This is a genomic window from Microbispora sp. CA-102843 (assembly GCF_050936215.1).
GTDB lineage: Bacteria > Actinomycetota > Actinomycetes > Streptosporangiales > Streptosporangiaceae > Microbispora.
Genome location: NZ_JBNJNF010000001.1, coordinates 2,744,881 through 2,761,525 on the forward strand (window position 1 = coordinate 2,744,881; position 16,645 = coordinate 2,761,525).

A 16,645-nucleotide genomic window follows, 5' to 3' on the forward strand; every position below is an offset into this window, starting at 1 on the left:
ATTCTCCACTGCCTGGGCGAATCGTGCACCCGTGACGACCCCTGCTCTCGCGCGGGAACGCGGGAGCCCCCGCCGGACCGGGTCCGGCGGGGGCTCCCGCTGATGCTCAGCCGACGAGTTCGGCGTTGAGGGTGATCGTCGTGCCGGCGAGCGCCTGGCTCACCGGGCAGTTCGCCTTGGCCGTCTCGGCGGCCTGCTGGAAGTCCTCGGCCGAGATGCCGGGCACCTGTCCGCGGACGGAGATCACGATGCCGGTGATGCCCTCACCCGGCTGGAAGGTCACGTCCGCCCGGGTCTCCAGCGACTGCGGCGGCGTGCCGGCCTTGGCCAGACCGTTGGACAGGGCCATCGAGAAGCACGAGGAGTGGGCGGCGGCGATCAGCTCCTCCGGGCTCGTCTTGCCGTTGGCCTCCTCCGCCCGGGAGGGCCAGGAGACGTCGAAGGTGCCGACCCCGGAGGAGTCGAGCGAAACGGTGCCCGAACCGTCGAGCAGCGCGCCCTTCCACTGCGTCGTCGCGGTACGAGTGGTCGCCATGGCGACTTCCCTTCACTAGCGAGTCTTAATCCGTCAGCAGCGACCTTAACGCCGCCGCCGGCGCGATGGGCTCACCGGCATGGCCGGTGGGGCTCACGCCGGCGCCGCGCGGTCCAGGATCGCCTCCAGGTCGAGGCCGGAGGGCAGCGTGCCGAAGGCGCGCCCCCAGTCGCCGGACAGGCGCGACGCGCAGAACGCGTCGGCCACCGCGGCGGGGGCGTGCCGTACGAGCAGGGACGCCTGCAGGACCAGCGTCATCTCCTCGGCCACCCGGCGCGCGTCGGCCTCTCCCGCCGAGGCGAGCCTCTTCAGCACCCGCTCGGCCGCGTCGGTGACCCGCCTGTCCTGGGCCGACGCCACCTCGGAGAAGAACGCCTCGACCGCCTCCGGCTCCCTGGACAGCACCCGCATCAGGTCGAGGGCGGCCACGTTGCCCGAGCCCTCCCAGATGCCGTTCAGCGGCGACTCCCGGAACAGCCGGGGCATCTGCGACTCCTCGACGTACCCGTTGCCGCCGAGGCACTCCAGCGCCTCGGCCGCGTGGACCGGCGCCCGCTTGCACACCCAGTATTTGCCGGCGGCGAGGGCGGCCCGGCGGAACAGCCCCTCGGCCGCGTCGCCTCCGATGGCCCGGTCGGTCGCCCCGGCCAGGCGCATCATGAGCGTGGTCGCGGCCTCCGACTCCAGCGCCAGATCGGCGAGCACCGAGCGCATCAGCGGCTGCTCGGCCAGCGTCCGGCCGAACACCGTTCGGTGGCGGGCGTGGTGGAGCGCCTGCGTCAGTCCGGACCGCATGCCGGCGGCCGAGCCGATCACGCAGTCGAGCCTGGTCATGTTCACCATCTCGATGATCGTCCGGACGCCCCGGCCCTCCTCGCCGACGAGGTAGGCGACGGCGCCCTCGTACTCGACCTCCGCCGAGGCGTTCGACCGGTTGCCGAGCTTGTCCTTCAGCCGCATCAGGCGCATCGCGTTGCGGGTGCCGTCGGGCAGCACGCGGGGGAGCAGGAAGCACGACAGCCCGCCCGGGGCCTGGGCCAGCACCAGGAACACGTCGCACATCGGGGCGGAGTTGAACCACTTGTGGCCGGTCAGGGCGAAGCTCCCGTCGCCCAGCGGCTCGGCCCTGGTGGTGTTGGCCCGGACGTCGGAGCCGCCCTGCTTCTCGGTCATGGCCATCCCGGCCAGCACGCCGCGCTTTTCCTGCGGCGGACGCAGCCCGAAGTCGTACGTGCGGGAGGCCAGCAGCGGCTCCCACTCCGCCCGCAGCGACGGCGAGTGCCGCAGCGCGGCCACGGCGGCGTACGTCATGGAGATCGGGCAGCCGTGCCCGGCCTCGACCTGCGACCAGGTGAAGAACTTGGCGGCCCTGGCGACGTGCGCCCCCGGCCGGGCCGACGTCCAGGGCGCGGCGTGCGCGCCGCTCTCGACCGCGACCGTCATGAGCTCGTGCCAGGCCGGGTGGAACTCGACCTCGTCGATCCTGTTGCCGTACCGGTCGTGGGTGCGCAGCACGGGCGGGTGCTCGTTTGCCAGCCGCCCCCACTCCTGCGCCTTCGCCGAACCGGCCAGCAGGCCGAGCTGGCGCAGCTCCCCGGTCGCCCAGTCCGCCCCCTCCCTGGCGAGCCCCTCCAGCAGCGCCGGATCGGCCGAGACGTCGTGGCCGGTCAGCGGGGGCACCTGGTTGGTCACGTCGTGGGTCACTGGGTCCTCCTGTGGTCGATGCCCCGGGACTCGCCATACCGGGACGTCCACGATGCCGGGACTCCATCTCAACATCTCGGGCGGCCGGGACAAACACCGGGCGGCGAACGGTCAGGCGCCCGAGATCTCCAGTCCGAGCTCCTGGGCCGCCTCCAGGGCGAGGTCGCGCGCGTAGTCCTGGTCGGCGCCCGCCTCGCACAGCACCCGGTGGACGCCCTCGATCGCACGCGGGTCTCCGCGCCCGGCCAGGCCCCGCGCGGCCTCGGCCACCGTCGTCAGATCGCGGTCCTTCAGCCGGGTGACCAGAGCGTCCCTGATGGGGGCCGTGTCGGCGGGCAGCCCCGCGATGCCCATCGTGGCCCAGTCGCGTACCTCGTCGTCGGCGCACTCGCTCAGCCGGATCAGCGTGGTCAGGCCGTCCTCGTCGTCCGGGGGCAGGACCGCGGCGAGCGCGATGGGGTCATGGACCGTGGGCTCCCGGCCCGGGCTGTTGACGATCCTCAGCACCTCGGGGAGCGCCCGCTCGTCGGCCTGGTGGCCGAAGGCGTGCAGCAGTGCCTCGACGACCGCGGGCTCGGTCTCGTGCCGGGCCATGTCACGCAGGATCTCCAGGACGCGGTCCCGGTAGGGGGCGTGCGCCGTGGACAGGGAAACGGAGCCCTGGCCGGACCCCGCCTCCTTGCCGAGCCCTGTCTGCTTGCCGAGCCCTGTCTGCTTGCCGAACCATGTCTGCTTACCGAACCCTGTCTCCTGGCCGAATTCCGCCAGCACGTCGACGCCGAACTCCCGCTCCACCGGGTCGTCGCTCTCGCACAGCCGGGCCAGCGACAGGAACGTGCCCTCGTCGTGGCGGGACTGGAGCGCGTGGACGGCCGCCCACCACGTCTCGTCGTCCTCGTCCAGGTCGCGGTAGGGCAGCACGCGCCTGAGCAGCGCGTCCGCGGACGGCCGCAGGCCGAGAGCCGCCTCCAGGACCGTCGCGACGGCGGCGTGCCCGTGCTGGCGGGTGATCGAGTAGCCGCCGTCGGCGCCGCGCGCCTCGACCGTGACCCGCCGGGTGCCGTCCGGAGCGGAGCCGTGGGCCACCAGCACCGTCTGCTCGCCCTCGACCCTCGCGGAGACCTCGTCTCGCAACGCGGCTTCGAGATCCACCGCGGCCAGTCGCGCGGCGATCTCCAGCGGGGTCGCGCCGTCCCAGCCGGGCGCGGACGGGTCGGCGCCGTGCTCGAGCAGAGACCAGACGATCCCGTACGCCCCGAAGATCGCGGCCAGCGTCAGCGGGGTGTCGCCGTCGTCGTCGGCCCGGCCGGGATCGGCCCCGGCGTCGAGCAGGATGTCGGCCGACTCCAGGTTGCCGTTGGCCGCGGCCCACAGCAGGGCCGTCCAGCCGCCCTCCTCCACCGCGTCGGGGTCGGCGCCGCCGTCGAGCAGCGCCTGCACGGTCTCGGCGTGGTCCCAGCACGCCGCGGCGCAGAGCGGAAGGCCCTCCTCGTGCCCTCCGCTCGGCTGGTCCGGGTCGGCGCCGTACTCCAGGAGCAGCCTGACGATGTCGTGGTGACCGCCGACGGCCGCCCGATAGAGCGGCGTCGTCCCCTGAGCGGGGTTCACGGCGGTGTCCGGGTGCAGCATCGCCGCCACCCGCGCGACGTCCCCTCCCGCTATCGCCTCCAGCAACCTGCTGCGGGTCACGATTCCATGCTCACACAACCCCTTTCCGGCCTCGTCCGCAGGGATCGTCTCCCAGGATCGTTCTCAGGATCGTTCCCAGGGAGGAGGGGGAGCGGGGCCGGCCGGGATACGGTGAAGGGCGTGAACGATCCGGGTGGTATGCGGGCATCCGATGCCGAACGCGAGTCCGTGGTGGAACGGCTGCGCGTGGCGTCCGCGGAGGGGCGGCTGACCCTGGCGGAACTGACCGAGCGGACCGAGGCCGCCTATCTGGCGCAGACCCACGGCGAGCTCGCCCAGATCACCGCCGACCTGCCAGGCGCCGCCCCCGCTCCCGGGCCCGCCCCCGCTCCTGCCCCTGCTCCCGCCTCCGCGGTGCCGGCCGCCGCGCAGGGCGGGATGCGCAAGTGGATCGTGGCGGTGATGGGCGACGCCAAGAGGACCGGCACGTGGCGGATCGACGACGGCATCGGCGCGGTCTGCGTGATGGGCGACGTCGTCCTCGACCTGCGCCAGGCCGAGGTGCGCGGGCGTGAGGTGGACATCGTCGCCACGTGCGTGATGGGCGACGTGAAGATCATCGTGCCCGACGGCGTCGACGTCGAGCTCGGCGGCATCACGATCATGGGGGACAAGAAGGTCCAGGTGGTCGAGGCGCCCCGCGGCCAGTCCGCCCCCGTCGTCAAGGTCACGGCGTACGTGCTGATGGGCGACGTGAAGATCATCGGCGACTCCCGGGCCGAGCCGATCAAGCGCGGCTGGTTCGCCTGGAGCGAGTGGTGGCAGGAGCGCCGCCAGCGCCCGGGCTACGACGGTCACGGGATCCCCGACCGCCGCCACCGCGGCCTCCACTGATCCGGCCCGAACCGGCCGGCCGTACCAGGCAACGGCGGGACGCTCTCAGGGCGTAGTCATCGGTGACCGTTCACCAAGGGATCACCGAGAACCTGGGGGCCGCACATGCGCGACCGCGCCGACTTCGAGCGCTACGTCGAGCAGCGCTCGGACCGTCTGCTGCGGACGGCCTACCTGCTCTGCCGCGACTGGGCCACCGCAGAGGACCTGCTCCAGACGGCGCTGGCGAAGGCGTGGCTGGCCTGGCGGAGGGTCGGCGAGAACCCCGACCCGTACGTCTACCGCATCCTGGCCAACACCCACGCCTCCTGGTGGCGCAGGCGCTGGCGGGGCGAGCAGCCGACAGACGTGCTGCCGGAACCGGCCGTCGGCGACTCCGCCGACCTGCTCGGCTCCCGCGACGCCGTACGGCAGGCTCTCACCCGCCTGCCGCCGAAACAGCGTGCCGTGATCGTGCTGCGTTACTTCGCCGACCTGGGTGACGCCCAGATCGCGGAGATCCTCGGCTGCTCGGTCGTCACCGTGCGGAGCCAGGCGAGCAGAGCCCTGGCCAGGCTGCGCGTCGATTCCGCCGCCCGATCCGCGATGAGCCTGGAGGGCTGACATGACGATGACCGACAACGACCTGCGTGACCTGCTCGCCCGGGACGCCTCCGAGGTGAGGGGCGCGGGCGTCACCCTGGCCGACGTCGACCGGCGCGTGCGGCGCATCCGGCGCCGTCGCGGCGCCGCGGGGGCGGTGCTGGCCGCCGGCGTGGCCGCCGCGGTGCTGGTGGCGACCGCGCCGCGTACGGTCACGATCGCTCCCGACGACGGCGCGGACGCCGCAGCCATGGCCGGCCCTTCGCTGACTCCGGGGGTGTCGTACCTCGCGGGGCAGCGGGTGTTCCTCGAAAAGGAGATCGAGACGGGTGGCCGCGTCCTGCGGTTTCCCTACACGGGCATCAGCGCGTCGGTGAACGTGCAGGTCGACTGCCGCGAGCCGTCGTACGCGTTCGTCTGGCTGAACGGCCGGTTGGAGACGCAGGGCGTCTGCGGCGTCCAGAGCGAACCGGTCGATCACCTGATCTCGTGGATCGACGAGTCCGGGAGGGATCTGACGGGACCCAACGAGGTGGACGTCGCGCTGGTGCCGGTCCAGCGGGTTGCGGCGGACCGCGACCCGGGCGCGCCGATTCCCGCGCTGGGCGAGCAGGAGGCCGAGCGGGTCGTCGGCGAGACCGGCGAGTATCGCACCAGCGCCAAGGTGACGATCCGGGAAGCGTGGCTGCTGGCCGTGGCGCCGACGCCCGTCAACTGTGACAGGGACATCGTCATCCGTAAGCCGAACGGGCAGAAGATCCTGTCGTCGGCGTGCGACCGGCCTACCGGCTTCCCGTTGCCCGTGGACTAGGCGGCGTCGGAGGCGGCGCGTACGGCCTGGGTGTGGCGTTCGAGCAGGAGCGTGACCAGTTCGGGGGCGGGGCCGAGGACGCCGGCCACGGCGTGCGCCCCGGCCTCCAGGGTGTCGCGCTCCACCGTGTCGGCGAAGTAGCCGGGGGCCAGGAGATACGGCGCAACCACGACCTTCGGGGCGCCCGCGCGCGTCAGCCGTACGACCTCGTCCCTGGGCGTGGGCGCGGCGGCCGAGGCGTAGGCGGCGGTGACCGACCACCAGGGGCGGGCGCGAGCCCACTCGCGGGCGACGGCGGCGATCGTCGCGTTCGCCCGGCGGTCGCTGGAGCCGGCCGAGACGAGCACCACGGCGGTGTCCGGGTCCCCGATCTCCACACCGGCTTCGGTGAGACGGCGTTCGAGTGCCCGGACGAGCAGCGGGTGCGGGCCGAGCGTGGGGCCGCAGACGGCCCGCAGCAGCGGCGTGCGGCCGGCCGCCTCCCGCAGCGCCGCCGGGATGTCCACCCGGCTGTGGTAGGCGGCGGTGAGCAGCAGGGGGAGCACGACGGCCTCGTCCAGCCCCGACAGCGCCTGTGGCAGCGACGGCGTGGCGTGGTCGAGATAGGCGGCGCGGACGTCCAGGCCGGGCCGCGCCCGCCGTACTCCGTCGAGCAGCGCCTCCACGGTCGCGGCGGCGCGCGGGTCGCGGGACCCGTGCGCCACCGCGATCAGCGGCGCGCCTGCGTGCGGGACTGTCGTCACAGGTGGATGCCGCACTCGATCTTGCCGAGGCCGGACCAGCGGCCGCTGCGCGGGTCCTCGCCCGGCGCCACCCTGCGGGTGCAGGGGGCGCAGCCGATCGAGGGGTAGTCGTCGTAGTGCAGCGGGTTGATCAGGACGCCGTTGTCGGCGATGTAGTTGTCGACGTCCTCCTGGGTCCATCGGGCGATGGGGTTGATCTTCACCATCTGCCGCTTGGCGTCCCACTCCACGACCTTGGTGCTCGCCCTGGTGGGCGACTCGTCGCGGCGGATGCCCGACACCCAGGCGAGGTACGGCTCGAGCGCCCGGTTCAGCGGCTCGACCTTGCGCAGGTAGCAGCACAGGTCGGGGTTGCGCCCGTACAGGCGCGGCCCCAGGTCGCGGTCCTGCTCCTCGACGGTCCTGGACGGCGTCACGTTGATCACGTTGACCTGGTAGACCGCCTCGACCGCGTCCCGCGTGCCGATGGTCTCGGCGAAGTGGTAGCCGGTGTCGATGAACAGCACGTCGACGCCGGGCTTTACCCTGCTGACCAGGTCGATCAGCAGGGCGTCGCTCATCGACGAGGTGAGACAGAGGCGGTCGCCGAAGGTGGCCGCGGCCCACCGGATGATCTCCCGGGCGGGCGCGTCCTCAAGGAAGCGCGCCGCGGACTCCACGATGCCCTGGAGGTCCAGCGTCACCCGCTGCCGCTCCAGTCCTGCCTCTATCTCCGCCACCGACATCGTTACTCCTCAACCGTCGTCATTGGTTCATCGGATGATTGGATGAAAGCCTTCGGGGTCACGAACGCACGCCGAGGCCGAGGAATTTCACCCGGAAGGCACGGGCGCAGGATCTGCAGTACCATCCGTGGCTCTCCTCCTCGGTCACGTAGGGCTCCAGGTCCTCATCGCCGCAGTACGGGCAGTAGAACGGCGCGGCCCGCTCGGTGCTCATTCGCTCGCTCCGCTCGCTGGTCTGCTCATTTCAGGTCGGCGTCGTCGGCGCGCTGGACCCATTCGGCGAAGGTCTCGCCGTCGTTCTTCTGCTTCTCGTAGTTGCGTACGACCCGCTCGACGTAGTCGGGCAGCTCCTCGGTGGTGGCCTTGAGCCCGCGCACCTTGCGGCCGAAGGTCGGGTTGAGGCCGACGGATCCGCCCAGGTGCACCTGGAAGCCCTCGACCTGCTCACCCTTGTCGTTGGCCACGAGCTGGCCCTTGAGGCCGATGTCGGCCACCTGGATGCGGGCGCAGGAGTTCGGGCAGCCGTTGACGTTGATCGTGAGCGGCTCGGCGAAGTCCGGCAGGCGCCGCTCCAGCTCGTCGATCAGGGCCGACGCGGTGGCCTTGGTCTCGACGATCGCGATCTTGCAGTACTCGATGCCGGTGCAGGCCATCGTCTGGCGGCGGAACGTGGACGGGTTGACCTGGAGGTCGGCGGCCTCCAGTTCGCGGACGATCGACTCCACCTGGTCGGGGGCGACGTCGAGGATGACCATCTTCTGCTCGACCGTCGTACGGATCCGGGTGGACCCGTGCCGTTCGGCGATGTCGGCGATGCGGTGCAGCGTGTCGCCGTCCAGCCGGCCCACGCGCGGGGCGAAGCCGACGTAGAAGTTGCCGTCCCGCTGGGGGTGGACCCCGACGTGGTCGCACCGGCCGCTCTGCGGCGCCTCCGGAGCCGGGCCGTCGGGCAGGGCGTACTTCAGGTACTCGGTCTCCAGGACCTGGCGGAACTTCTCCGCGCCCCAGTCGTTGACGAGGAACTTGATCCGCGCCCGGTGGCGCAGGCGGCGGTAGCCGTAGTCGCGGAAGATGCCGATGACCCCGGCCCATACCTCGTGGACCTGCTCGGGCCGGACGAACGCGCCGAGCCGCTTGGCGAACATCGGGTTGGTCGACAGGCCGCCGCCCACCCAGACGTCGAAGCCGCGCTCGCCCTGCTCGTTCACCACGCCGACGAACGCGACGTCGTTGATCTCGTGGACGGTGCAGTGGGCCGTGCACCCGCTGATCGCCGTCTTGAACTTGCGCGGCAGGTTGGAGAACGCCTTGTCCCCGACGTACCGGTCGTAGATCTCGTGGATCTGCGGCGTGCCGTCGATCACCTCGCCGGCGTCGATCCCGGCCAGCGGGCAGCCGAGGATGACGCGGGGGGTGTCGCCGCACGCCTCCGTGGTGGACAGGCCGACCGCCTCGAGCCGCCGCCAGATGTCCGGCACCGACTCGATCTCGATCCAGTGGAGCTGGATGTTCTGCCGGTCGGTGACGTCGGCGGTGCCCCTGCCGTACTCGTTGGAGATGCCGGCGATCACCCGGAGCTGCTCCAGGCTGAGCTGCCCGCCGTCGATGCGCACGCGCAGCATGAAGTAGCGGTCGTCCAGCTCCTCGTCCGGCAGGATCGCGGTCTTGCCGCCGTCGATTCCGGGCTTGCGCTGCGTGTACAGGCCGAACCAGCGGAACCGGCCGCGCAGGTCGGCGGGGTCGATCGAGTCGAAGCCCGCCTTCGAGTAGATGTCGATGATGCGCTGACGGACGTTGAGCCCGTCGTCGTTCTTCTTGTTCTCCTCGTTCTTGTTCAGTGGCTCACGGTAACCGAGAGCCCACTGACCTTCGCCGCGCGGGCGCTTGTGGTGGCGGTTCGCCGGGCGGGCCGGGGTGCTCATGGGCACACGTCCTTCTCCGAGGCTCGGTCTAAGATCGGGATTCGGCGGACGCCGGCGCAGGCGGCCTCTCACCTCGCCGACGGAATGTGCGGCCGTCGAGTGTGAGGGCATACGAAAACGACGCCTGGCCGAGCGCCCGGATGGATCAGCGGAGGGCGACGGTCAGCCGGCGTCGATACAGATCGCGCTACGGACACGCAGGAGATCGACGTGGCGTCGCACGACGAGCAACGGGTCCGCTGGCATGTCCCAAACGATACCTCTGAGATCCTGGATGTCCAAGTTCATGTCCAGGATGCGGGATCGTCACGGCAATATGACGGACGGTCGTCAGCCCTTGCGGATCCAGTTCTCCGGGGGCTCGGCCTCGTTCTCCCTCTCGGACGGGTCCTGGTGCTGGCAGTCGCACCAGGACCCGCCGCGGCACTCCTCGTGCCGGTGCTCCCTGCACGCTGGGCAGATCATGTCTCCATTGTTCACCGTCTGTCACGGGCGGATGACAGGGGTACGCGCGATCGGTTCGCGAGGGGTCCTCGCGGGCAGGGGGCGGGGGCCCCTATTCTTGGCGGCGACAATCCGCCCGCAGGTCACGCACTAATCGCCGCGGCAGCGGGTAGAGCCCAGTTCTCATGACCGGTTGGGTGCCATGACCTCCACGGACGCGCCGTCGCGCAGGCCGCGGCGCAACACGCGCAAGGGCATGGCGCTGGCCAGGGCGCGCCTCACCTGGCTGCGCGACACGAACCTCTGGGCCCTGGTCAAGGCGACCACGATGGCGGGCGTCAACTACCGGGTGACCGGCCTCGCGGGCGAGGCGGCGTTCTTCGCGCTGCTGTCGCTGCCGCCGTTCGTGCTCGGGCTGCTCGGCGTCATGGGTCACCTGAGCGGGATGCTCGGCCCGGCCGCCATCGGCGAGATCAGGCGCTGGGTCGTGGACCAGTCCGAGCTGCTGTTCACCGACAACACCGTGCAGCGGGTCGTCAAGCCGCTGCTCGCCGACGTGCTGGCCGGCGGGCAGGTCTCGCTGATCTCCGTCGGCTTCCTGCTGTCGCTGTGGTCGGGCTCGCGGGCCCTGTTCGTCTACGTGGACCTGATATCCATCGCGTACGGCCTGGGGGAGACCCGGGGGATCATCCGCACCCGGGTCCTGTCGTTCGTCCTGTACCTCGCCGCGCTGCTGATCGGGCTGGTCGTCATGCCGATCCTGGTCATCGGGCCCACCCTGATGTCCAACGCCCTGCCCAGGTACGCCGTGCTCGTGAACGTCCTCTACTGGCCCGTGGTCGTGATCGGCTCGGTGCTGATGCTCACGCTGCTCTACCACATGAGCGTGCCGCACCGGACGCGCTGGTGGCGCGAGACCCCGGGGGCCGTGCTGGCGCTGGTGATCTGGATCGTGTGCGCCGCGTTCCTGCGCGAGGTGCTGGCGGCCTGGTTCACCCCGCTGTCGATCTACGGCTCGCTCGCGGCGCCGATCGCCGTGCTGCTGTGGCTGTACATCACCGCGCTGGCCGTGCTCATCGGGGCGACGCTGAACGCGGAGGTGGACCGGCTGTGGCCGCTCGGCGGCGCCACCCGGCACGAGCACCACCACCGCAAGTCCGATAAGGACTGATCCATCCCTATAGCAGCGGAAGGATGGCGTCGATCGACGCACAGCCTTCCGCCGGCGACCCCACCACGGCCGACCGGCGCACGATCGGCCCCTACGTCCCCGTACGCCGCCTGGGGGAGGGGGGCATGGGCATCGTCTATCTCGCCCGCGATCCGGCCGGCCGCCAGGTGGCACACCGGCACTACCTCGTCACCGAGTACGTCGACGGTCCCGACCTGTCGTCGGTGATCGACGCGCAGGGCTGCTTCCTCTCTACGCCACGTACACGGGTGTGCCGGACGGCCTGGAGGAGATCGGCTTCGACGCGCCGGGGTTCGGGCTCTTCTCCGACCTGCCCGTCTCGTCGGAGTGAGGGGGTCGTCCCGCTCCGATAAAGTGGGGAGGTCGTGACTGGCGCTGACGTGCCCCTGTGGCGCGTCGCTAGTGCCGCGCCCGCCAAGCTTCGCCCGGCGAGGACTGGCGGGAGGGGCACAAGGTGGGGCACCACCGGGGAGCGAATTCGCGGAGGCCGTGCGCCTGGGTCGCCGCCGCCGTCGACGTGGAGAAGGAAAGCGCCATGGCTGAGAACTCGTTGAACGTCGTCGATCCCGAGATCGCCGAACTGATCAGGGCGGAGGAGCGGCGGCAGGCCGACACCGTCAAGCTGATCGCGTCAGAGAACTACGTGTCCAGGGCCGTCCTGGAGGCGACCGGGACCGTCCTCACCAACAAGTACTCCGAGGGTTACCCGGGCAAGCGCTACTACGAGGGCCAGCAGGTCATCGACAAGATCGAGACGCTGGCGATCGAGCGGGCCAGGTCGGTCTTCGGCGTGAGCCACGCCAACGTCCAGCCCTACTCGGGCTCGCCCGCCAACCTCGCGATCTACCTGGCGTTCCTGAACCCGGGCGACACCGTGCTCGGGATGGGCCTGCCGTTCGGCGGGCACCTCACCCACGGCTGGTCGGTGTCCGCCACCGGCAAGTGGTTCAACTCGGTCCGATACGGCGTGCGCCGCGACACCGGCCGCATCGACATGGACGAGGTGCGCGCGCTGGCGCTCGAGCACCGGCCCAAGCTGATCTTCTGCGGCGGCACCGCTATCCCGCGCACGATCGACTTCCCGGCCTTCGCCGAGATCGCCAGGGAGGTCGGCGCGGTGCTGGCGGCCGACATCGCCCACATCGCGGGCCTCGTCGCCGGCGGCGCCCACCCCTCGCCGGTCGGGCACGCGGACGTGATCTCCACGACCACGCACAAGACCCTGCGCGGCCCGCGCGGCGCGATGCTCATGGCGAACTCCGACGAGGTCGCCAAGGCGCTCGACAAGGCCGTGTTCCCCGGCCTGCAGGGCGGCCCGCACAACCACACCACCGCCGCCATCGCCGTCGCCCTGCACGAGGCCGCCCAGCCGGAGTTCAAGGCGTACGCCGCGCAGATCGTGAAGAACGCCCAGGCGCTCGCCGACGAGCTGCTCGCCCACGGGTTCGACCTGGTCTCCGGCGGCACCGACAACCACCTGATCCTGATGGACCTCACGTCCAAGGGCGTCGGGGGCAAGCCGGCCGCGCAGGCCCTCGATCGCGCGGGCCTGGAGACCAACTACAACGCGGTCCCCTTCGACCCGCGCAAGCCGTTCGACCCGTCGGGCATCCGCATCGGCACGCCGTCGGTCACCTCGCGGGGGATGGGCGAGGCCGAGATGCGGCAGATCGCCGCGTGGATGGACGAGGTCGTCACCGCCGTGGCCAAGGGCGACGCGGAGGACGTGATCGCACGGGTGCACGGCGAGGTCACCGAGCTGACGAGCCGGTTCCCCGCGCCCGGCCTGTCCTGATCGCCGTAGATCGACGAGCGACGGCTCCCCGCGACCTCACGAGGTCGCGGGGAGCCGTTTTCATGCCGCCCGTGGGCAGGCATTCCGTACGGCCGGTCGCGCGGATCAGGGTGGATTTATTCGGTTGCGCGGGGCCGCGGGAGTGCTGCTAGTGTTCCCCCATCGCCGCCACGGGGCGGCCAGGACCAGGGAGGTGAGGACTATGCGGGTCTTTCTGACGACCATGCCGTCCGTCAACTCCCGGGTGTCCGCCTGATCTGTCGCTGCGACACCCGGTTTCCGAAGGGTGTCCACCAGCAGTGTTCAACGATCTTTCTCTTCTCGGCTGGCACGACGGGCTCGCGGAGCAGCTGCCCGACCTGCCCGGCGGCGCCGTTCCCGCGCGTGTGGCGCGGGTCGACCGTGGCGCCGCAGAGGTCATCGCCGCCGACGGAACCCACCAGGCGCGGTTCGGCGCCCGCGTACGCAGGGCCGCGGCGGCCGACCCGCTCGCGCTTCCGTGCGTGGGCGACTGGGTCGCGCTCACCCGGCTCAGTGAGGGCCGCTACGAGCTGGCCGAGGTGCTGCCCCGCAGCACGGCCTTCGTCCGCGGCGGCGTGAGCCGCGACTCGCGCGGAGGGCTGTCGGGCGACGGCCAGGGCCAGGTCCTGGCCGCCAACGTCGACGTGGTCTTCGTGGCCGAGCCGTCCATGCACGCCACGGACTTCGCTGATCTCGGCAGGATCGAGCGCCTCGTGGCGCTCGCCTGGGAGAGCGGCGCCCGGCCGGTCGTGCTCGTCACCAAGGCCGATCTCTTCGACCAGGGACTCGGCGATCTCCTCGCCGACGTCGCGGCCGCGGTGCCGGGCGTCGACGTCCACCCGGTCTGCTCGCTCACCGGCGACGGCGTGGACCTGGTGCGCGCCCACCTCGGCCCCTCCGGGACCGCGGTGGTGCTCGGACCGTCGGGCGCGGGCAAGTCGACGCTCGTCAACGCCCTCGCGGGCGGGGAAGTCATGGAGACCCAGCAGGTCAGGGCCGCCGACGGGCGGGGCAGGCACACCACCGTCCACCGGCAGCTCATCCCGCTGCCCGGCGGTGGGCTCGTCATCGACACCCCCGGCATCCGCCGGGTCGGGCTGTACGAGATGAGCGAGGGCGTCGACCTGGTCTTCTCCGACATCGAGGAGCTGGCCGAGGGCTGCCGGTTCTCCGACTGCCGGCACCGGGAGGAGCCGGGCTGCGCGGTGCTGGCGGCGGTCGAGTCGGGCGAGCTGCCCGAGCGGCGGCTGGAGAGCTGGAACAGGCTCCAGCGCGAGGCCGCCTGGATGGCCCGCCGCACCGACGCCCGGCTGCGCGCCGAGGAGACCCGCAAGTGGAAGACCATCCACAAGCAGATGCGGGGCATGAGCCGCCCGTAGGCTCGGGTGCCTCCCGCCCGGTCGATGGGTATGACCGGGGGCGTGAAGACGATGCGGGTGCGGCTGCCGTACGCCGACCGCGCCGAGGCGGGGGCGCTGCTCGCCGAGGTCGTGTGGGACATGAGCCCGCGGGATCCGGTGGTGCTCGCCCTGCCGCGCGGCGGCGTGGCGGTGGCCGCGCCGATCGCGGAGCGGCTGTGCGCCCCGCTCGACGTGCTGGTGACCCGGAAGATCGGGCATCCGGCCCGGCCCGAGCTCGGGGTCGGCGCGATCGCGGAGGGCGGGCGGCCCGTGTTCGACACCGAGATGCTCGACCGGCTCGGCCTGGAGCCGGAGGACGTGGCGGAGGTGACCGGCCGGGAGCGGCGTGAGCTGGCCAGGCGCGTGCGGGTCTACCGGGGAGATCGGCCGCTGCCGGAACTGCGCGGCCGTGACGTGATCGTGGTGGACGACGGCCTGGCGACCGGAGGCACGGCGCGCGCGGCGCTGCGGGCCGTGCGGACGATTCAGGCGGGGCTGGGCCGGGTGACGCTGGCGGTGCCGGTCGCCGCTCCGGAGACGGTGGAGGCGATGCGGGGCGAGGCGGACGAGGTCGTCGTGCCGGCCACGCCACAGAACTTCCGCGCGGTGGGCCAGTGGTACCGGCGGTTCGACCAGCTCACCGATGACGACGTGCTGGGACTGCTGGCCGCGGCGGGGTGTGGAGGGACGGATGAGACCTGAAGGGCGCCTCGCGTGCGCCGTCGCCCACAGCGGGGGACGGGACGCGAAGCGCCCAGCGGTGACGCGTGTCGGGGAAGGGGGAAACGCTCAGGCGACGGCGCTGATACCGGCGCTGGCGGCGCGGCGCATACGACGGCGACGCTCGGACGCGCGCTCGTCCTCGTTGAGGCCGCCCCACGTGCCGTACTTCTCCGGACGGGAGAGCGCGTAGTCGAGGCACTCCGCTCGCACAGGACACTGAGCGCAGATGGCCTTGGCCTTGCGCTCCCGGATGTCGCGCTCGGGCTGACGCTCGCCGTCAGGACCGAAGAACAGCACCAGGTCCTCTCCCCGGCACGCGGCATCATCCTGCCAACCCCAGCTGGGGCGCGGGCGGGCGAGCTGCCGACGTACCTGAGACATGAGAAACCACCTTTGGTGAGAGGTATTTCAGTGTTTGTGCCGCATTGGACGCTTGTGGCATCCCTTGTGCCAACGCCGGGATAGGCCGTGGTGTTCCCGGCTCCGGGGCGGAGCCCTCAGGTCAATACCGGCGTGAGCTCGCTCAGCTCGGCCAACCTGTAGGTCGGGATTCCGTCGGCGCAGGTCATCCCGCACGGTGCCGTGAACACCGTGGGTTCGACCACGACCCGGAATCGTGACGTCCCACGCTCCGTCGTGCACCGCACGAAGCAGATCGTGGTGTCGTCCACCGACCGGGAGGATTCCACGGCCACCCCGCCGACCGAGAGCTCGCCGGTATGCGCCCGGACGAAGTGCTCGGCGGCCTGCAGTGACTCAGGGATACCCGCGCGTCCCCGGAAACGGTCGAGGACGACCTCGCCGTGCCGGTACGCGTTTGCCGCCGCGATCGCAGCAGCCTGAGACATGCTGCCGTAGTAAAGCCCGTGTGGCAAGCATACGAGGTTGGCGGCGTATCGATCGCCGCCGACATGTGTGGTTTCCCACACTTCGCCGGACAGGTTCTCGTCGAGGAACCGCGCCAGCGGGAGTCCCAGACGCGCACAGCACATGTTGTGCCTGCCGTGCGTGCAGACCAGGTACATCGGCTCGCTCACCAGTATGCAGGACTCCGGAACCACTCCGTGCACGAGAGCGCCCAGGTCAAGATCGTCGGGGCGTTCCACGAAGCCCTCGGCGAGCCACGGATCGTCAACCGCGGACGCGGCGACGTAGACGTGCAGGGGGCCCGTGAGGGCCTCGCGGCGGCCGGGCCGGCGGATCAGTTGCGGCCGGATGTCAAGAGCCCTGGCGCGAGAAATCAGCCGGTGGACGTCGTCAGGCAGCCGGCACTCCTCCAGCTCCGCGGCCCAGGGCCCCGCGTGCTCGATGAGCAGCCAGAACCGGCCCTTCTTGGTCGCGCTCGCCAGGATCGGCGCCTCCCCCGTGTGGCAGGCGGCGGGGTGCTCGCACCCGTTGGCCATCCGGTCCCGTCCTTCACTCGCGTTTCTTAGGTAAGACTAACCTTATCGGATTGAGTCAGAGGTCGCGGGAGTGGGGCCCTAAATCCACGTTAAATCCGTTAATGTCCGAATACTGTCGGTGC

19 protein-coding genes are annotated in these 16,645 nt (G+C 71.4%); 8 read left to right on the forward strand and 11 right to left on the reverse strand.

Features of this window, described 5'->3' with window-relative positions; genetic code table 11:
• Positions 1-106: 106 nt before the first annotated feature.
• The 3 genes from ACQEVJ_RS12915 to ACQEVJ_RS12925 all read right to left on the reverse strand — a co-directional run bounded on the left by ACQEVJ_RS12915 (position 107) and on the right by ACQEVJ_RS12925 (position 3,928).
• Positions 107-535, reverse strand: a complete 429-nt coding sequence (locus ACQEVJ_RS12915; protein ID WP_433100511.1) for an OsmC family protein — start codon at positions 533-535, stop codon at positions 107-109.
• 93 nt (positions 536-628) lie between these two features.
• Positions 629-2,239, reverse strand: coding sequence for an isovaleryl-CoA dehydrogenase (locus tag ACQEVJ_RS12920; RefSeq protein WP_433100513.1), 1,611 nt, complete (start codon positions 2,237-2,239; stop codon positions 629-631).
• A 111-nt stretch (positions 2,240-2,350) separates the two neighbouring features.
• Positions 2,351-3,928 carry an ankyrin repeat domain-containing protein gene (locus ACQEVJ_RS12925; RefSeq protein ID WP_433100515.1) on the reverse strand — a complete coding sequence of 526 codons (1,578 nt, stop codon included), beginning with the start codon at positions 3,926-3,928 and terminating at the stop codon, positions 2,351-2,353.
• A 120-nt stretch (positions 3,929-4,048) separates the two neighbouring features.
• Here ACQEVJ_RS12925 and ACQEVJ_RS12930 point away from each other — a divergent pair, with 120 nt between their 5' ends.
• From ACQEVJ_RS12930 to ACQEVJ_RS12940, 3 genes are all read left to right on the forward strand, one after another.
• Entirely contained in the window at positions 4,049-4,762 is a 714-nt protein-coding gene (locus ACQEVJ_RS12930; RefSeq protein ID WP_433100517.1) for a DUF1707 SHOCT-like domain-containing protein, read from the forward strand.
• Positions 4,763-4,867: 105 nt separating this feature from the next.
• A complete protein-coding gene (locus tag ACQEVJ_RS12935) occupies positions 4,868-5,365 on the forward strand; it encodes a SigE family RNA polymerase sigma factor (RefSeq protein WP_433100519.1) in 498 nt (165 codons plus the stop codon).
• A 1-nt stretch (position 5,366) separates the two neighbouring features.
• Entirely contained in the window at positions 5,367-6,155 is a 789-nt protein-coding gene (locus ACQEVJ_RS12940; protein ID WP_433100521.1) for a hypothetical protein, read from the forward strand.
• Here ACQEVJ_RS12940 and ACQEVJ_RS12945 read toward each other — a convergent pair.
• From ACQEVJ_RS12945 to ACQEVJ_RS12970, 6 genes are all read right to left on the reverse strand, one after another.
• Complete coding sequence (locus ACQEVJ_RS12945; RefSeq protein WP_433100523.1) at positions 6,152-6,898, reverse strand: sirohydrochlorin chelatase; 747 nt, start codon at positions 6,896-6,898, stop codon at positions 6,152-6,154. The two genes, ACQEVJ_RS12940 and ACQEVJ_RS12945, sit on opposite strands and share 4 nt — an antisense overlap.
• Positions 6,895-7,623 (reverse strand): phosphoadenylyl-sulfate reductase, encoded by a 729-nt coding sequence (locus tag ACQEVJ_RS12950; RefSeq protein WP_433100525.1) that lies wholly within the window; start codon positions 7,621-7,623, stop codon positions 6,895-6,897. Before ACQEVJ_RS12950 ends, ACQEVJ_RS12945 begins: the two co-directional genes overlap by 4 nt.
• Positions 7,624-7,681: 58 nt before the next feature.
• Positions 7,682-7,837 carry an Insertion element protein gene (locus tag ACQEVJ_RS12955; protein ID WP_433100527.1) on the reverse strand — a complete coding sequence of 52 codons (156 nt, stop codon included), beginning with the start codon at positions 7,835-7,837 and terminating at the stop codon, positions 7,682-7,684.
• A 25-nt stretch (positions 7,838-7,862) separates the two neighbouring features.
• A complete protein-coding gene (locus ACQEVJ_RS12960; RefSeq protein ID WP_433100529.1) occupies positions 7,863-9,545 on the reverse strand; it encodes a nitrite/sulfite reductase in 1,683 nt (560 codons plus the stop codon).
• 162 nt (positions 9,546-9,707) lie between these two features.
• Entirely contained in the window at positions 9,708-9,833 is a 126-nt protein-coding gene (locus ACQEVJ_RS12965) for a putative leader peptide (RefSeq protein ID WP_433100531.1), read from the reverse strand.
• 42 nt (positions 9,834-9,875) lie between these two features.
• Positions 9,876-10,010 carry a hypothetical protein gene (locus ACQEVJ_RS12970; protein WP_433100533.1) on the reverse strand — a complete coding sequence of 45 codons (135 nt, stop codon included), beginning with the start codon at positions 10,008-10,010 and terminating at the stop codon, positions 9,876-9,878.
• Between the two features lie 181 nt (positions 10,011-10,191).
• Here ACQEVJ_RS12970 and ACQEVJ_RS12975 point away from each other — a divergent pair, with 181 nt between their 5' ends.
• The 5 genes from ACQEVJ_RS12975 to ACQEVJ_RS12995 all read left to right on the forward strand — a co-directional run bounded on the left by ACQEVJ_RS12975 (position 10,192) and on the right by ACQEVJ_RS12995 (position 15,099).
• A complete protein-coding gene (locus ACQEVJ_RS12975) occupies positions 10,192-11,160 on the forward strand; it encodes a YihY/virulence factor BrkB family protein (RefSeq protein WP_433100535.1) in 969 nt (322 codons plus the stop codon).
• Positions 11,161-11,183: 23 nt separating this feature from the next.
• On the forward strand, positions 11,184-11,534 hold the full coding sequence (locus tag ACQEVJ_RS12980; protein WP_433100537.1) for a hypothetical protein: 351 nt from the start codon (positions 11,184-11,186) through the stop codon (positions 11,532-11,534).
• A 164-nt stretch (positions 11,535-11,698) separates the two neighbouring features.
• A complete protein-coding gene (glyA, locus tag ACQEVJ_RS12985; RefSeq protein ID WP_433112690.1) occupies positions 11,699-12,976 on the forward strand; it encodes a serine hydroxymethyltransferase in 1,278 nt (425 codons plus the stop codon).
• Positions 12,977-13,275: 299 nt separating this feature from the next.
• Positions 13,276-14,376 carry a ribosome small subunit-dependent GTPase A gene (gene rsgA, locus ACQEVJ_RS12990; RefSeq protein WP_433100539.1) on the forward strand — a complete coding sequence of 367 codons (1,101 nt, stop codon included), beginning with the start codon at positions 13,276-13,278 and terminating at the stop codon, positions 14,374-14,376.
• A gap of 51 nt (positions 14,377-14,427) precedes the next feature.
• Positions 14,428-15,099 carry a phosphoribosyltransferase gene (locus ACQEVJ_RS12995; RefSeq protein ID WP_433112693.1) on the forward strand — a complete coding sequence of 224 codons (672 nt, stop codon included), beginning with the start codon at positions 14,428-14,430 and terminating at the stop codon, positions 15,097-15,099.
• Between the two features lie 87 nt (positions 15,100-15,186).
• Here the strand turns inward: ACQEVJ_RS12995 and ACQEVJ_RS13000 are convergent, their stop codons facing one another.
• Together ACQEVJ_RS13000 and ACQEVJ_RS13005 are read right to left on the reverse strand one after the other, a co-directional pair.
• On the reverse strand, positions 15,187-15,501 hold the full coding sequence (locus tag ACQEVJ_RS13000) for a WhiB family transcriptional regulator (RefSeq protein WP_076434697.1): 315 nt from the start codon (positions 15,499-15,501) through the stop codon (positions 15,187-15,189).
• Positions 15,502-15,617: 116 nt separating this feature from the next.
• Positions 15,618-16,523 carry a sucrase ferredoxin gene (locus tag ACQEVJ_RS13005; protein WP_433100541.1) on the reverse strand — a complete coding sequence of 302 codons (906 nt, stop codon included), beginning with the start codon at positions 16,521-16,523 and terminating at the stop codon, positions 15,618-15,620.
• Positions 16,524-16,645 lie beyond the last annotated feature (122 nt).

Excerpts from the sequence above, each read along its gene's own strand:
- ACQEVJ_RS12915 (WP_433100511.1), bottom strand. The coding sequence starts at position 535 with ATGGCGACCACTCGTACCGCGACGACGCAGTGGAAGGGCGCGCTGCTC.
- ACQEVJ_RS12935 (WP_433100519.1), top strand. The coding sequence starts at position 4,868 with ATGCGCGACCGCGCCGACTTCGAGCGCTACGTCGAGCAGCGCTCGGAC.
- ACQEVJ_RS12940 (WP_433100521.1), top strand. The coding sequence starts at position 5,367 with ATGACGATGACCGACAACGACCTGCGTGACCTGCTCGCCCGGGACGCC.
- ACQEVJ_RS12950 (WP_433100525.1), bottom strand. The coding sequence starts at position 7,623 with ATGTCGGTGGCGGAGATAGAGGCAGGACTGGAGCGGCAGCGGGTGACG.
- ACQEVJ_RS12955 (WP_433100527.1), bottom strand. The coding sequence starts at position 7,837 with ATGAGCACCGAGCGGGCCGCGCCGTTCTACTGCCCGTACTGCGGCGAT.
- ACQEVJ_RS12960 (WP_433100529.1), bottom strand. The coding sequence starts at position 9,545 with ATGAGCACCCCGGCCCGCCCGGCGAACCGCCACCACAAGCGCCCGCGC.
- ACQEVJ_RS12965 (WP_433100531.1), bottom strand. The coding sequence starts at position 9,833 with ATGAACTTGGACATCCAGGATCTCAGAGGTATCGTTTGGGACATGCCA.
- ACQEVJ_RS12970 (WP_433100533.1), bottom strand. The coding sequence starts at position 10,010 with ATGATCTGCCCAGCGTGCAGGGAGCACCGGCACGAGGAGTGCCGCGGC.
- ACQEVJ_RS12975 (WP_433100535.1), top strand. The coding sequence starts at position 10,192 with ATGACCTCCACGGACGCGCCGTCGCGCAGGCCGCGGCGCAACACGCGC.
- ACQEVJ_RS12980 (WP_433100537.1), top strand. The coding sequence starts at position 11,184 with ATGGCGTCGATCGACGCACAGCCTTCCGCCGGCGACCCCACCACGGCC.
- ACQEVJ_RS12995 (WP_433112693.1), top strand. The coding sequence starts at position 14,428 with ATGCGGGTGCGGCTGCCGTACGCCGACCGCGCCGAGGCGGGGGCGCTG.
- ACQEVJ_RS13000 (WP_076434697.1), bottom strand. The coding sequence starts at position 15,501 with ATGTCTCAGGTACGTCGGCAGCTCGCCCGCCCGCGCCCCAGCTGGGGT.
- ACQEVJ_RS13005 (WP_433100541.1), bottom strand. The coding sequence starts at position 16,523 with ATGGCCAACGGGTGCGAGCACCCCGCCGCCTGCCACACGGGGGAGGCG.